Consider the following 13,936-nt stretch of genomic DNA (forward strand, 5'->3'; position numbering starts at 1 on the left):
GTTCAACCCGGCTGGCTGCATCTAGACTGAAAAAATTTGTCATTCAGGCGGCAGACTGATGCTGCCACGCATTCCAGCAGGAGCACAGCATGGGCGCACACCCTGCCTTTACCCGTACCGACACGGTGGGACATTTCATCGGCGGCCGGCGCATACCGGGCGCCGTACAACGCCGCCAGCCGGTGTTCAACCCGACCACCGGTGCGGTGGCGCGCGAAGTGGTCCTGGGCGAGGCGGCGGATGTGCATGCAGCGGTCGCCGCAGCGCAAGACGCCTTTGCGCAATGGGCCGACACCCCGCCGCTACGCCGCGCGCGGGTGCTGTTCAAGTTTCTGGAACTGATGCACCGGCACCGCGACACCCTGGCGGCCATGATCACCGCAGAGCATGGCAAGGTGTTCTCCGACGCGCAGGGCGAGGTCACGCGCGGCATCGAGATCATCGAGTTCGCCTGCGGCATTCCACAACTGCTCAAGGGCGACTACACCGAGCAGGTCTCCACCGGCATCGACAACTGGACACTGCGCCAGCCGCTCGGCGTGGTCGCCGGCGTGACCCCGTTCAACTTTCCGTGCATGGTGCCACTGTGGATGTTTCCACTGGCGATCGCCGCGGGCAATACCTTCGTGCTCAAACCCAGCCCGCTGGATCCCTCGCCCAGCCTGCTGCTGGCCGAACTCCTTCAGCAGGCCGGTCTGCCGGACGGCGTGTTCAACGTGGTGCAGGGCGACCAGGCCGCAGTACAGGCGTTGCTGGAGCACCCCAAAGTCAAGGCGATCAGCTTCGTCGGCTCGACCCCGGTGGCACAGCACATCGCGCTGGAAGCCGCACGACACGGCAAGCGCGTGCAGGCGCTGGGCGGGGCGAAAAATCACATGGTGGTGATGCCCGACGCCGACATGGACCAGGTGGTTGACGCGCTCATCGGCAGCGCCTTTGGCTCGGCTGGCGAGCGCTGCATGGCCATCTCCGTGGGCGTGCTGGTCGCAGACGTGGCCGACCGCATCATGCCTGCGCTGGTCGAGCGCACTAGGGCACTGAAAGTGAACGACGGCATGGAGCCCGACGCCGAAATGGGCCCGGTCATCACCGCTGCGGCGCGCGAGCGCATCAGCGCGCTGATCGACTCCGGCGTGCAGCAGGGCGCAACGCTGCGGGTCGACGGCCGCGGGAAGACGGTGCCGGGCCATGCACAGGGTTTCTGGCTGGGCGGTACGTTGTTCGACCATGTCACGCCGCAGATGCGCATCTATCAGGAGGAAATCTTCGGCCCAGTGCTCAGCTGCGTGCGCGTACCCGACTTCGCCAGCGCGCTCGACCTGGTCAACACCCATGCCTACGGCAACGGTGTGGCCTGCTTCACCCGCGACGGCCACACCGCACGCGAATTCGGCCGCCGCGTGCAAGCCGGCATGGTGGGCATCAACGTGCCGATTCCGGTGCCGATGGCCTGGCACGGCTTCGGCGGCTGGAAGACCAGCCTGTTCGGCGACATGCATGCCTACGGCGAGGAAGGCGTGCGCTTCTACACCAAGCAAAAAAGCATCATGCAGCGCTGGCCGCAGAACACACCCAAGGGCGCCGAGTTTGTCATGCCGACGGCGAAATAGAGCCTGATTACACGGCCGCTGTGCTGCGGACGCAGCGGCGGCCACACCCTCCACAGCCACCTGCGCACTGCGGTGCAGGATGATATGGTCAACCGGTCGCCGTCACAGCGCCTCAGCGCTGTAGCGCACGCGCAGAGTGTGCGTTTCTCCGGGCCGCAGGGTCAGCGTGTCGTCGGCCGCGTTGGCCGATTCCACACACAACATCCGGCGCCAGCCCTGCGCAGTGAAATCCCCCATCGCCGCGGCCTTGTCGGCCCAAGGCGTCCACACCACGGTGGACGCACTACCCTGCTTGTCGATGCGAATGCGCCGTTGCAGCAGCGGATCCTGGATGACGCAGGCGCTTTCCGTGCCGACATACACGCGGTCGGTCTCGGCAGCAAAGCGCAGCGGCCCCTGCTGCCACCTGCGCGCAAACCCCTCGGTCTTGTCGAGGTAGGCGCAGCCATCCAGACCTTGCAGTTCCACCTCGGCGATGTCGCCGACCTGGAAATAGGTGTGCAGCGCCTCGCTCAGCGGCAGGGCCTGCGCGGTGGCATTGTGCGTGGTCAGTTCCATTTCCAGCACATTGCCCACGCTGATGCGCAGGATGACCGGCGTGTCGTGCGGCCACTGGGCCAGCAAGGCCGCCGCCGGTCGCAGCCGCAGGTCGATCTGCGTGGCACCATGTGCCACCGAGGTCTCAACCACATCCCACGGCACGGTGCGGGCAAAGCCATGCGCAGGAAAACTGCTTTCGCTGGGATGGGCGCCAAACCACGGCCAGCACACTGGCACGCCGCCACGGATGGACTTGCCCGGGCAGTAGCGGGCCGCCCCCGACACCCAAACCACCGGCTCGGGCTGCGCCTTGGGACGAAAGGTGATCAGATGTGCGCCCTGCAGGCAAATGCTGGCGATGCCCGCAGGATTGTCGATGTCTACAAATACCAGGCCGGACGGGCTGGCGCGGAACTGCAGCTGTCCGGCAATGGCATGGCGCTGGAGCGCGGCGAGATCGTGCATGAGCGTGCGAAGCGACGAGGTGGTCGGTCCGGGCAACGTTTTGCCCGGGACGTCCGGATATTGCGCAAAGGCGCCGCATGCGGTTAGCAGCAGGTCTGTGCCGCTGCGCACGAATCCGGTCACCATCTTACGCAATGCGCCGCAGGCGGTTCGTTCTCGGCCGAGCGGCTAACATTGGCTGCCTGTCTTGCCAGCCCCTTCCCGGGCCGCGCCAAACCGTCAAGGGCCGTTAGCTCAGTTGGTCAGAGCAGAGGACTCATAATCCTTTGGTCGTTGGTTCAAGTCCAACACGGCCTACCAAAAAACATCATTGCGTTTCATTGCCTTAGACAATTTTTTGCCCGCTCTCCTGCGCCCCTTTGACTCAAAATTGTCGGCGTGTGCAAACGTGAGCAACAACAGGGCACTTCGAATTAGCCGGTTTTTGAGCTGGTCTGGCCATGATGACGCCGCAATCGAGCCCAGCTCGGGGCCCATGAAGGGCAGCGCAAGGCTCTTTGTGTCCCCTGGTGCAATGGCTTGCGCTGACCAGTAGTCCGCGAGCATGCCTTTATTCGGTCACGCTGGATTTGCGCAGTTTTCGGTAGAGGGTGCGCTCGCTGATGCCCAGCAACTGCGCCGCTCGGCTGCGGTGGCCACCGCAGCGCTGCAAGGTGGCAAGGACTTCACCCGTGCTATGGGCTTCGCGCCTGCGCGGGCCCAGGTTCGCGCGCGCGGCAGGTTGCATCGAGACCGCCTTCGGCTGCGCTGCTTCAGCGAGCGACGGACGCGTGGCCGCTGAGGTGAACGTTTGCGGCCCGCTCGGCAGGCGGCTTTGTATGTCGTGGCTGGTTTGCGGCAGCAAGATGTCGTTAGCGTCGATCAAGCCGTTGTGATTGGCCGCAGCGGCTGCGGCGGCGGCGCGCGCCAGCACGTTGCGCAGTTCGCGCACATTGCCGGGGAAGTTGTAGTCCGTGAGCTTGGCCAAGGCCTCGGTAGTAATCTGCCAGCGCGGCGAGCCGCAGGCGCAACTCGGCACCAGTTTTGGCTTGCCGCCCAGGCGGTTACGGGACTGGGTCGCCACGGGCGTGGCGGTGACAGTTTGGGTATCCCCGGCCCCACCGTTACGCGCCAGGTCCCCCGAGGCGGCAAGCAACGCTTGATGCGATCTGGCTTGTGGCAAGGCCATGCGCGACAGCAGGTGTTCGGCGAGCAGGCCGATATCTTCGCGGCGCTCGCGCAGCGGCGGCAGGTTGACGAGAAACACCGAAAGCCTGAAGTACAAGTCGCTACGGAACTGCCCGTCCTGCACCATGCGGGCTAGGCTGCGGTTGGTGGCGGCCACCACGCGCACATCGGCTTGCAGCAGGGTGTTGCCGCCGACGCGGCGGAACTCGCCCGACTCTAGCGCGCGTAGCAGCTTGCATTGCTGCGGCAGAGTCAGTTCGCCAATTTCGTCCAAGAACAGGGTGCCGCCGTTGGCCTGCTCGAACAGGCCAACCCGGCGGCCGCTGGCACCGGTAAAGGCGCCGTTCTCGTGGCCGAACAGCTCGGACTCAAACAGCGACTCGGGGATGGTGGTGCAGTCGAGCACGACGAAGCGCGCATTGGCGCGGGGCGAAGCCTCGTGCAGGACCCTCGCCGCAAGTTCCTTGCCGGTACCGCTCTCGCCTTCAATCAGCACCGGCTCGTCGGTCTGCGCCGCCACGCAAAGCTGCCGCTTGACTTGCAGAAAGGTTGGCGAGCGCCCCAGCATCGGGGAGCTTGCATCCAGCAGCCCTTGTTGCATGGGTTCGAGGCGGTGGATTTCCTCTCCGAGCAGCAACTGGCCCTGCGCGTCGATCACCGGGTAGCCCTTGAGGAGCACATGCTCGGGTTGGCCCTGGGCGTCGAAGTGCAAATGCAGGGTTTCGTCGGGCTCGCGCGTGCGCATCACCTGCAAGTGAGGGCAATGCTCACCCTTTATATGGCAGGGCACGGCGGAGCGATGCGAGAGTTCGTGGCATTTGCGCCCGGTGATTTCGTTGTCGCGCAAGCCATAGGCCAGCTTGTAGGCACGGTTGGCCGCCACCACGGTGTAGTTGCGGTCGATTATCACGAACGGTTTTTCGCGCGCGTCGATCAGTGACTGGGTGTTCAAGTCCATCGTTTGTCTCCTCTGCCGCTCGGGCTCCGTCAGTGCGGAAACCGTGTCTCGGTTTGTGTGGATGCCATTGTGGCACTGTCATGACAAGGTTAGTCTGTCAGCCTGCCAAACATGAAACAAAATGTGACAATCCTATAAAAAACAACAACTTACGCTTGGCACGCCGCTTGCATTCAGAAGAGCTGATAGGTCGTGCAAGCGCGTTTTCTGGCAACGGGAGACGCAATCGCAATGCCGGTCAAACCTGACACCCGGCTACCCCGCTGGCCGAGGTCCATAAACTTAAACGGAGGATGACATGCATTCGGATTCATTGGACAAACCCGCATCGAACCCGTCTCGCCGCCGCTTCATGCGTGATACCACTCTAGCTACGGCCGCCGCCGCAGCCACCGGCCTCGGCGCCGCCTTGCCGCAAACCGCCATGGCCGCGCCCATGATTGGTGGCGGCAACTGGCTGCCCGTTCCCAAGGCCAAAGGCCCGCGCGTGGTCGTGGTGGGTGGCGGCACCGCCGGCCTGACGCTGGCCAAGTATTTGAAAAAGGAAAACCCCAAGTTCGACGTCGTGCTGCTGGAAAAACGCAGCCAGTATCAGAGTTGCTTCTGCAGCAACCTCTGGTATGCCGACGTGGTGAACATGGAGTACTTGGCTAACTACAGCTATATCGACGCCGCACAGAACAACGGCTACACCTACTACAACTGCACCGTCACCGGACTCGACCAGACAGCCAAGCGGGTGTACACGAATATGGGGCAGTTGCAATACGACTTTCTCGCCATTTGCCCCGGCATCGACTATGACTTTACCCGTTTCGGCATTCCTGCCGACGACTACGACACCCAGTTCGCCATTCGCCAGATGTATCCGGGCGGATGGATTCAGCCCACCGAACAGATCTCGGTGCGCAACAAGATCCAGGGTTTCGCCGGGGGAACGTTCGTGATCACCGTGCCTACGGGCAACTATCGGTGCCTGCCGTCGCCCTACGAGCGCACCTGCATCGTCGCCGGTTGGATGAAAAAGACTGGCGTAAAGGGCAAGGTGCTGCTGATCGACCCGAACCCCGACATCATCATCAAGGCCAAGGGCTTTCACGCGGCTTTCGACGAGCTCTACAAAGACATCGTCGAGTATCGGCCTAGCAGCACCATCCGCGGTGTCGATCCGTGGAAGAAGATCATCAAGACCGAGACCGACGACATCAAGTTCGACGATGCCACGCTTTATCCAGGTGTGCAGGGCGGCTACATCATTCAGCAAATGGGATTGGTATCGCCCAACAGCACCCAGCGCGAAGCGAATATCGACCCCTTCCACTACAACATCAAGGGCGATCATTACGTCTACGCTTGCGGTGACGTGCGGCCCATGCCCTATTCCAAGAGCGGCAACACCGCCAACACCGAAGCGCATTACGTCGCCAAGGTCATCGCCTCACGCGCCAAGGACAAGGACGCCAAGATTTCCTGGGAGAGTCCCGAGACCCTGTGCTACTCCATGGTGGATCTGCAGCCCAACAAGGCCATCTACGTGGACGCCCATTACAACCCCAAGACCTTCGGCTTCGCCAACGTAAAGGAGGACGATACCCGCAGCAAGGCCAATGCCGCGGCCTATCTGGCCTGGGGCAAGGGACTCTACACCGACATGTTCACCTGATGCATGTGCAGCCCGTGCGGCATGCCGCACGGGCTGCATGGCAACGATCGTGAGCGGTACGGTGCAGTGGCAAGCTCGCCGTATCGTCTCTTCGGGGGTCGATGTCTCCTCTCCCCCTTTTTTATTCCTAGGACTTTTCCAAGCATGCAACGTCGTCGATTCATTCAAATCTGCTCAACCGCAGCCGCTGGCTGTACAGCGCTGGATCTAACGACCCTGAGCCTGCCAGCATGGGCCGCGGAGATGCCCGATACAGCTGACATCCCGCACCCCAAAGTCCTCCTGACGGACACCCAAGGTCAGCCCCTCAAGGCCAGCAGCCTGGGCACGACCGAGGCTTATGTTTTCACCTACCCCTACGCCAGCACACCCTGCTTCCTCATCCGCCTGAAGGCTGCGGCCCAGCCCACCAAGCTTGATGCCAGCGGCCAAAGCTACGACTGGCCCGGCGGCGTGGGCGCCGACAAGACCGTGGTGGCCTATTCCGCCATCTGCGCCCACCAGCTCTCCTACCCCGAGAAAGACAGCAGCGTGATTGCCTACGACCCGGGCAAGAGCGAAGTGGCCGGCAAAGCCGGCATGATCGTGTGCTGTGCCCACCAGAGCGTGTACGACCCGGCCGAAGGCGCCAAGGTCATGGGCGGCCCGGCCCCCAATCCGCTCGCAGCCATCACCCTAGAGCACGACGCGGCAGCTGACACCCTCACCGCCACGGGCGTCATGGGCCATCCCATGTTCATGCACTTCTTCAAGCTCTACCGCCTGCATCTCATGCGCCAATACGGCGCGGCCAAATTCCAGCAACTCGCTGCCCCCCAAGCCGTGGCAGTGCCGCTGAGCCAGTACTCGGCCTACGTCGCGCACTGCTGAGACGAGCCTCCCAGCAGCACCCGCTTCACCCGCCCACCCACAACAGGAGACGCCACCCACATAGCCCCAGGATAATCTGCAACCCCCAACCCATCGGCACATGACGTGAGGCGGCTCGAACCCTCGAAACCGAATCGCAAGAAGCAAGTAGCAGATTGTGTCGGAAGTGACTGGATTTGCGAAGAGATTGCGCAACGGTAGACGAGATCCAGATCATCTTGGGCACGGCGGGCGGCGCCGTGCTCGCGCGGGTCATCGAGCGCACCCTGCCACGGGTGCGCGCCCTGGTGGCCGCCGCCGGCAATGGCGGCCCCAAGCAGCCCGTGCCGCAACCTGCCGCCCTGCCCGGCGTGATCGCAGTGGCGGCGGTAGACGCCGACGGGCAACCCTATGCCCGAGGTAGCCGGGGCCAGGCCATCGCCCTGGCCGCGCCTGGGGTGGACGTCTGGCTACCGGTCTCGGGTGGACGTTATGTCACCGGCACCTCCGACGCCACCCCCTTCGTCAGCGCAGCGCTGGCTTGGCACATTGCCAACGGTCAACCCGCCACCGTGGCCGCCTTGTGCGCACGGGCACGCGCCCCCCCCCGAGGGACGAGACGACGCCACCGGCTGCGGGCTGCTGCGCTGGCCGGCACCCCCCTGAACCCTGGATCGTCATGGACCGCCCCATGCCACGGATTGAAGAAAAATCGGCGCCGATACGACTCAGTCACGAATGCCCCACACGAGGCATTCCGTGAGAAACCCCAACCTCGAAAGGAGAAGCGAATGAAACACCAACCATCCCCCATTCACTCCGTCCTGCTGGCCGCCCTGCTGCTCGGCGGCTCATTGGTGGCCAGCGCCGCCGAAAACACCGGCGGCCAACCCAATCCGCCCGCCACGCCCACCTGGACCGTGGGAGCGACGCCCGCCCCGAGCAATCTCACCATCAAGAATAAAAGCACGCCGCGCGACCGGGTCGCTGCGCCCGAGTCTAATGGAATCGAGGACCGGAAAGTTGCGCCCGTTCCAGCACGGCCCAAGAAACCCGTTCCGGTTCCAGATCCGGCGGATTGCAGGTATGTAAAACCTTATCCGACTTGCTAAATCAGCCGTAAGCCGGCGTACCGAAGGAGAACACAGCGCTCACTCCGGGCGCCGCTGAAGCGCCCGGGGTTTTCCTGAAGCCTCCCGCCTGCGGCGGGTTGACCACGATGCCGAGGAGATCGCGTCATGAACCGAGTGCATTTCAAACGTCGGGCCCTGGCAACGCTCGTCGGTGCCCTGCTCGGCGCTGCCGCCGCGCAAGCTTGGGCCGCGCCGACGATTGTGTCCATCGCGCACACCGGCCCCGTGCCGGGCACGCCCACCCTCACCGCGCAAATGGCGTGCACGTCCAACAACGTGATGCTGACCGCCTACTATCAAAAGCAGATCGCCAGCGGCTGGGGGCCGACCACTTACCTCGATAAGTTCTACTGCAAGCCGCCGGCCAACACCGGCGGGGTCCTCACCGTGACCAAGAGCAAAACCTTCATCCCCGTCAGTCCCGGGGAGAAATTCTGCTTCAGGGTGCAACAGAGCGGCGCGATGTCGCCTTGGGTCGTGCATCAGTTTTAAGGGGGCGCGACGATGCGGAAAGGGGCTTTGCTCTACCTTGCCATGGGCACTTGGCTCACGGGCTGTGCCACCGCGCCACAGCTCGGCGGGGATATGTCGATCTCGAATGCCAACACATCGCAGTGGCGGCGGTAGACGCCGACGGGCAACCCTATGCCCGAGGTAGCCGGGGCCCGGCCATCGCCCTGGCCGCGCCTGGGGTGGACGTCTGGCTACCGGTCTCGGGTGGACGTTATGTCACCGGCACCTCCGACGCCACCCCCTTCGTCAGCGCAGCGCTGGCTTGGCACATTGCCAACGGTCAACCCGCCACCGTTGCAGGCGTGTGGCCAGTCTCACTGAAGCATCTCCTTGTAATGCCCATCGTGCAGCCATGCAGTGTGTTGCGAATCAGCGGGTAAAACGACAGACCCGACCGGACGTACGCAGGCAACGTCCGCCTGTTTGCCCAGAACCGTGCGCGTGACCCGCACGGGCCGTCCAAATTGTGGATTTTTCACGCCAACTCTCCTGAGCGTTGGTAGACAAGGATTTACAAAAGGCCCATGTCACAAGCATCATGAATGGCCTATCCTCGAAGCATCATGTCTGCCACGTCGATCGCCGTTTCTGCATCCACTCCGTCCAGAGCCCTGCCGGGACTTGCGCATGCCTTGGCGCAGGCCGAAATGTTGCCGCGCACGCTGGTCGAGCAGATTCATCAGCGCGCGCAGGAAAGTCGCAGCAGCTTCATCGCCACGCTGATCGGCAGCGGGTCGATGAATGCCGCCGATCTGGCGCACTGGGTCAGCAGGACGTTTTCGCTGCCTTTGCTCGATCTGGATGCATTCGACCCGACCCGTCTAGCCACCGGTGCGATCGACGGCAAAATCATCCAGACCTACAAGGTCCTGCCGCTGCTCAAGCGTGGCAACCGGTTGGTGGTTGCCACCGCCGATCCTGCTGATCAGGAGGCAGAAGACAAGATCAAGTTCCAGTCGCAAGCGCAGATCGAGCTGGTGGTCGTCGAGTACGACAAGCTCATGCGCATCATCGAACAGGCCGGACAGTCGGCCAACGCCCAGATTTCCGCGCTGGTGGGCGAAGAGTTCGATCTGGGCGACCTCAGCGACGCCACCGAACCAACCGAGACCAAGGATCTGGCCAGTGAGGTCGACGACGCGCCAGTGGTGCGCTTTCTGCAGAAAATGCTGATCGACGCGATCAACATGCGCGCATCTGACTTGCATTTCGAGCCGTTCGAGCATTTCTACCGCATCCGCTTCCGTGTGGACGGCGAATTGCGTGAAATCGCGCAACCGCCGGCCTCGATCAAGGAAAAGCTCGCCTCGCGTATCAAGGTGATCTCCAAGCTGGACATCGCCGAACGTCGCGTGCCGCAGGACGGCCGCATGAAACTGCGCATCAGCCCGGAAAAATCGATCGACTTTCGGGTCAGCACCCTGCCCACGCTGTACGGTGAAAAAATCGTCATGCGGATTCTCGATTCCTCGGCGGCCAAGCTGGGGATCGACGCGTTGGGCTATGAGCCCGAGGAGCGCGACAAGCTGCTGCGCGCGATTCATCGCCCCTACGGCATGATCCTGGTCACCGGCCCGACCGGCAGTGGCAAGACTGTCTCGCTGTACACCTGCCTGAATCTGCTCAACCAGCCCGGGGTCAATATTTCCACGGCCGAAGATCCCGCGGAAATCAACCTGCCCGGGATCAACCAGGTCAATGTCAACGAGAAGGCTGGCCTGACCTTCGCCAATGCCCTGCGCGCGTTCCTGCGCCAGGATCCGGACATCATCATGGTTGGCGAAATCCGCGATCTGGAGACCGCCGACATCGCGATCAAGGCCGCACAGACCGGTCACCTGGTGCTGTCCACGTTGCACACCAACGATGCCCCGACCACGCTGACCCGGCTCATGAACATGGGTGTACCTGCGTTCAACATCGCCTCCAGCGTCATCCTCATCACGGCGCAGCGTCTGGCGCGCAAGCTGTGCACGCAGTGCAAGACGCCGGTCGATCTGCCGGCGCAGACTTTGCTCGAAGCCGGCTTCCGCGAGGAATACCTTGACGGCAGCTGGAAACCCTACAAGGCGGGCAAGTGCAACGCCTGCGGCGGCACCGGCTACAAAGGGCGGGTCGGCATCTATCAGGTCATGCCGATTTCCGAAGAGATCCAGCGCATCATCCTGAATCACGGCACCGCCATGGACATCGCCGAGCAGGCGCGCAAGGAAGGCGTGCGCTCACTGCGGGAGTCTGGGCTGATCAAGGTGAAGCAGGGAGTCACTTCCCTGGAAGAAATCATCGCCGTGACCAACGAGTAAAACGGGGGAAGCAGCATGGCTAGGACCGCATCGCAAACAGCGAAGGAAGCGCTGTTCCAGTGGGAAGGCAAGGATCGGCAGGGCAAAGTGCAACGCGGTGAACTGCGCGCTGTCAGTGAGGCCATCGTCTCGGCCTCGCTGCGCCGACAGGGCATTCTGGTCACCAAGGTCAAGAAGCGCCGGCTAAGCAGCGGCAAGGCGATCAAGGCCAAGGACATCTCCACGTTCACCCGCCAGATGGCCACGATGATCAAGGCCGGGGTGCCGCTGCTGCAGTCGTTCGACATCGTCGGCCGAGGCCATCCCAACCCGAACATGGCGCGGCTGATCATGGATATTCGCAGCGACGTGGAGACCGGCACCAGCCTGTCCAACGCGTTTCGCAAGCATCCCAAATACTTCGACGCGCTGTACTGCAACCTGATCGAAGCCGGGGAGACCGCCGGCATGCTCGAGCTGGTGCTCGACCGCCTGGCCACCTATCAGGAAAAGTCGCTGGCCATCCGAAGCAAGATCAAGAGCGCACTGACCTACCCCATCGCCGTGCTGGTAGTGGCGTTCGTAGTCGTGTCGATCATCATGCTGTTCGTCGTGCCGGTGTTCACCGAAGTGTTCTCACAGTTCGGTGCCAGCCTGCCGGCGCCCACCCTCATGGTGGTGGCGATCTCCAACTTTTTCGTCCACTACTGGTACATCCTGTTCGGCAGTATTTTTCTCGGCGGCTACTTCTTTCTGCAGTCTTGGAAAAAATCGGTCAAGATGCAGGAGGCCATGGACCGGCTGCTGCTGCGCCTGCCAGTGTTCGGCAAGCTAGTGCGTCTGGGCGCACTGGCACGCTGGACGCGCACCCTGTCGACCATGTTCGGCGCCGGCGTCCCGCTGGTGGAAGCGCTGGACGCGGTGGGCGGTGCCTCGGGCAATATCGTCTACCTGCGGGCCACCGAAAAAATCCAGCAGGACGTCTCCACCGGCACCAGCCTGACCACGTCGATGCAGACCCAGGGGGTGTTCCCACCGCTCGTGATCCAGCTTACCTCGATCGGTGAGGAGTCCGGCTCGCTCGACTCCATGCTGAGCAAGGCCGCAGACATCTACGAGGCCGAGGTCGATGAGCTGGTGAAAAACCTCTCGGCGCTGCTCGAGCCGATGATCATCGTATTTCTCGGGGTGATCATCGGCGGGCTGGTAGTGGCGATGTACCTGCCCATCTTCAACCTCGGCAAGGTGGTCGGTTGATGTCCGACCTCGGCGCGCTGCCGTTGGGCTTTTGGATGCTCGGCGCCGGGCTGCTCGGCCTGGTGGTCGGCAGCTTTCTGAATGTGGTGATCCATCGCCTGCCGCTGATGATGGAACGGCAGTGGCAGGCCGATGCCCACGCCACCCTGCACCCGGACGCGCCGAGCGCGCTGCAAGAGCGTTTCGACCTCATCGTGCCGCGCTCGCGCTGCCCCGCGTGCGGGCACCCGATTGCCTGGTGGGAGAACATTCCGCTTCTCAGCTATGCACTGCTGCGCGGGCGCTGCTCGGCCTGCGGCACGCCGATTTCGCTGCGCTACCCGCTGGTGGAACTGATCACCGCGCTGCTCAGCGCCGCCGTGGTCTTGCGCTGGGGGCCGGGCTGGGACAGCGCAGCCTACCTCGCTTTGCTCTGGGCGCTGATCGCACTGGCGCTGATCGATTTCGACACCACCTTGCTGCCCGACAGCATCACCCTGCCGCTGCTGTGGCTGGGTTTGATCTGGCAAGCCGGGCTGCACCCCGAACGGCTGCCCGGTGCGGTCTGGGGGGCGGCGGTCGGCTATCTGTCGCTTTGGTCGGTCTATCAGATGTTCAAGCTGCTGACCGGCAAGGAGGGTATGGGCTTTGGCGACTTCAAGCTGTTTGCCGCGCTGGGCGCGTGGTTCGGTGTGGCGGCGCTGTTGCCCATCATTCTGCTGTCGAGCGTGTGCGGCGCGGTGATCGGCATCGCCCTGCAACTGCTCGGGCGCACCGAGCGCGGTCGGCCTATTCCTTTCGGCCCGTTTCTCGCCGCCGCAGGCATGGTGCTGCTGTTGATCGGCCCTGCCACGCTGGTCTCCCTGATCCTGCCCACGTCAGGCGCATGATGGCGGCGCCGCGCCTGCGCATCGGCCTGACCGGGGGCATCGGCTCGGGCAAGTCGGCGGTCGCCGATCTGCTGGCGCAACAGGGGGCAGCGATCATCGACGCAGACCAGATCGCGCACCGTCTCACCGCAGCGGGTGGACAGGCGATGCCCGCGCTGATCGAGGCATTCGGCCCGCAGATCTGCGCCGTCGATGGTGCCCTCGACCGCGCAGCGATGCGCGAACGGGCGTTTCGCCAGCCGCAGGTGCGCCATCGGCTCGAAGCTATCCTGCATCCCCTGATCGGTCAGGCCATGCGCGAAGCGGCATCGCAGGCGCGCGGCACTTACCTGGTGCTGGTCGTCCCGCTGCTGGTCGAGCATCTGGCGCGCTGGCGGCCGCAGATCGACCGGCTCTGCGTGGTGGACTGCCCAGAGGCCTTGCAGATCGATCGGGTCAAGGCCAGGTCTGGTCTTCCCCCCGAGACGATTGCTGCCATCCTCGCCGCGCAGGCCACGCGCGCCGAGCGTCTGGCGGTGGCCGATGACGTGATCGACAACAGCGCCGACCTGCAGGCGCTGGCAGCGCAGGTGCGTGCACTGCATGCAAAATATGCGGCTTTGACGCATCAAAATTGAGTTCGAACCCGGC

The 13,936-nt window shown here is 63.5% G+C and carries 12 protein-coding genes, 1 tRNA gene and 1 pseudogene; 12 read left to right on the forward strand and 2 right to left on the reverse strand.

Translation table 11 applies throughout. From position 1 onward, the window contains the following. Positions 1-89 precede the first annotated feature (89 nt). Positions 90-1,610, forward strand: coding sequence for a CoA-acylating methylmalonate-semialdehyde dehydrogenase (locus ACZ47F_RS02140; protein ID WP_464925672.1), 1,521 nt, complete (start codon positions 90-92; stop codon positions 1,608-1,610). Positions 1,611-1,712: 102 nt separating this feature from the next. Here the strand turns inward: ACZ47F_RS02140 and ACZ47F_RS02145 are convergent, their stop codons facing one another. Beyond that, complete coding sequence (locus ACZ47F_RS02145; protein ID WP_464925673.1) at positions 1,713-2,615, reverse strand: D-hexose-6-phosphate mutarotase; 903 nt, start codon at positions 2,613-2,615, stop codon at positions 1,713-1,715. 223 nt (positions 2,616-2,838) lie between these two features. Here ACZ47F_RS02145 and ACZ47F_RS02150 point away from each other — a divergent pair. Beyond that, positions 2,839-2,915 (forward strand) — tRNA-Ile (locus ACZ47F_RS02150). Between the two features lie 250 nt (positions 2,916-3,165). Here the strand turns inward: ACZ47F_RS02150 and ACZ47F_RS02155 are convergent. Next, positions 3,166-4,740, reverse strand: a complete 1,575-nt coding sequence (locus ACZ47F_RS02155) for a sigma-54 interaction domain-containing protein (protein WP_464925674.1) — start codon at positions 4,738-4,740, stop codon at positions 3,166-3,168. 352 nt (positions 4,741-5,092) lie between these two features. Here ACZ47F_RS02155 and ACZ47F_RS02160 point away from each other — a divergent pair, with 352 nt between their 5' ends. The 10 genes and pseudogenes from ACZ47F_RS02160 to coaE all read left to right on the forward strand — a co-directional run bounded on the left by ACZ47F_RS02160 (position 5,093) and on the right by coaE (position 13,923). Continuing rightward, positions 5,093-6,403 (forward strand): FAD-dependent oxidoreductase, encoded by a 1,311-nt coding sequence (locus tag ACZ47F_RS02160; protein WP_464925675.1) that lies wholly within the window; start codon positions 5,093-5,095, stop codon positions 6,401-6,403. A 243-nt stretch (positions 6,404-6,646) separates the two neighbouring features. Next, positions 6,647-7,273, forward strand: a complete 627-nt coding sequence (locus ACZ47F_RS02165; protein WP_464925676.1) for a Rieske 2Fe-2S domain-containing protein — start codon at positions 6,647-6,649, stop codon at positions 7,271-7,273. Between the two features lie 323 nt (positions 7,274-7,596). Further along, positions 7,597-7,776 (forward strand): annotated as a pseudogene (locus ACZ47F_RS02170) (S8 family peptidase); the annotation flags it as partial. Between the two features lie 267 nt (positions 7,777-8,043). After that, on the forward strand, positions 8,044-8,364 hold the full coding sequence (locus ACZ47F_RS02175; protein WP_464926661.1) for a hypothetical protein: 321 nt from the start codon (positions 8,044-8,046) through the stop codon (positions 8,362-8,364). A gap of 126 nt (positions 8,365-8,490) precedes the next feature. Beyond that, complete coding sequence (locus ACZ47F_RS02180) at positions 8,491-8,877, forward strand: hypothetical protein (protein WP_464925677.1); 387 nt, start codon at positions 8,491-8,493, stop codon at positions 8,875-8,877. Positions 8,878-8,999: 122 nt separating this feature from the next. Then, a complete protein-coding gene (locus ACZ47F_RS02185; RefSeq protein ID WP_464926556.1) occupies positions 9,000-9,278 on the forward strand; it encodes a S8 family serine peptidase in 279 nt (92 codons plus the stop codon). Between the two features lie 183 nt (positions 9,279-9,461). Next, positions 9,462-11,201 (forward strand): type IV-A pilus assembly ATPase PilB, encoded by a 1,740-nt coding sequence (gene pilB, locus ACZ47F_RS02190; RefSeq protein WP_464925678.1) that lies wholly within the window; start codon positions 9,462-9,464, stop codon positions 11,199-11,201. Positions 11,202-11,216: 15 nt separating this feature from the next. Further along, on the forward strand, positions 11,217-12,437 hold the full coding sequence (locus ACZ47F_RS02195; RefSeq protein WP_464925679.1) for a type II secretion system F family protein: 1,221 nt from the start codon (positions 11,217-11,219) through the stop codon (positions 12,435-12,437). Continuing rightward, positions 12,437-13,306, forward strand: coding sequence for a prepilin peptidase (locus tag ACZ47F_RS02200; protein ID WP_464925680.1), 870 nt, complete (start codon positions 12,437-12,439; stop codon positions 13,304-13,306). The genes ACZ47F_RS02195 and ACZ47F_RS02200 overlap by 1 nt, the downstream gene beginning before the upstream one ends. After that, on the forward strand, positions 13,303-13,923 hold the full coding sequence (gene coaE, locus ACZ47F_RS02205; RefSeq protein WP_464925681.1) for a dephospho-CoA kinase: 621 nt from the start codon (positions 13,303-13,305) through the stop codon (positions 13,921-13,923). The genes ACZ47F_RS02200 and coaE overlap by 4 nt, the downstream gene beginning before the upstream one ends. Positions 13,924-13,936: the final 13 nt, after the last annotated feature.

This window comes from Thiomonas islandica, assembly GCF_055383445.1.

Coding starts and splice junctions, on each gene's coding strand:
- ACZ47F_RS02140 (WP_464925672.1), top strand. CDS start 90: ATGGGCGCACACCCTGCCTTTACCCGTACCGACACGGTGGGACATTTC.
- ACZ47F_RS02145 (WP_464925673.1), bottom strand. CDS start 2,615: ATGCACGATCTCGCCGCGCTCCAGCGCCATGCCATTGCCGGACAGCTG.
- ACZ47F_RS02155 (WP_464925674.1), bottom strand. CDS start 4,740: ATGGACTTGAACACCCAGTCACTGATCGACGCGCGCGAAAAACCGTTC.
- ACZ47F_RS02160 (WP_464925675.1), top strand. CDS start 5,093: ATGCGTGATACCACTCTAGCTACGGCCGCCGCCGCAGCCACCGGCCTC.
- ACZ47F_RS02165 (WP_464925676.1), top strand. CDS start 6,647: ATGCCCGATACAGCTGACATCCCGCACCCCAAAGTCCTCCTGACGGAC.
- ACZ47F_RS02175 (WP_464926661.1), top strand. CDS start 8,044: ATGAAACACCAACCATCCCCCATTCACTCCGTCCTGCTGGCCGCCCTG.
- ACZ47F_RS02180 (WP_464925677.1), top strand. CDS start 8,491: ATGAACCGAGTGCATTTCAAACGTCGGGCCCTGGCAACGCTCGTCGGT.
- pilB (WP_464925678.1), top strand. CDS start 9,462: ATGTCTGCCACGTCGATCGCCGTTTCTGCATCCACTCCGTCCAGAGCC.
- ACZ47F_RS02195 (WP_464925679.1), top strand. CDS start 11,217: ATGGCTAGGACCGCATCGCAAACAGCGAAGGAAGCGCTGTTCCAGTGG.
- ACZ47F_RS02200 (WP_464925680.1), top strand. CDS start 12,437: ATGTCCGACCTCGGCGCGCTGCCGTTGGGCTTTTGGATGCTCGGCGCC.
- coaE (WP_464925681.1), top strand. CDS start 13,303: ATGATGGCGGCGCCGCGCCTGCGCATCGGCCTGACCGGGGGCATCGGC.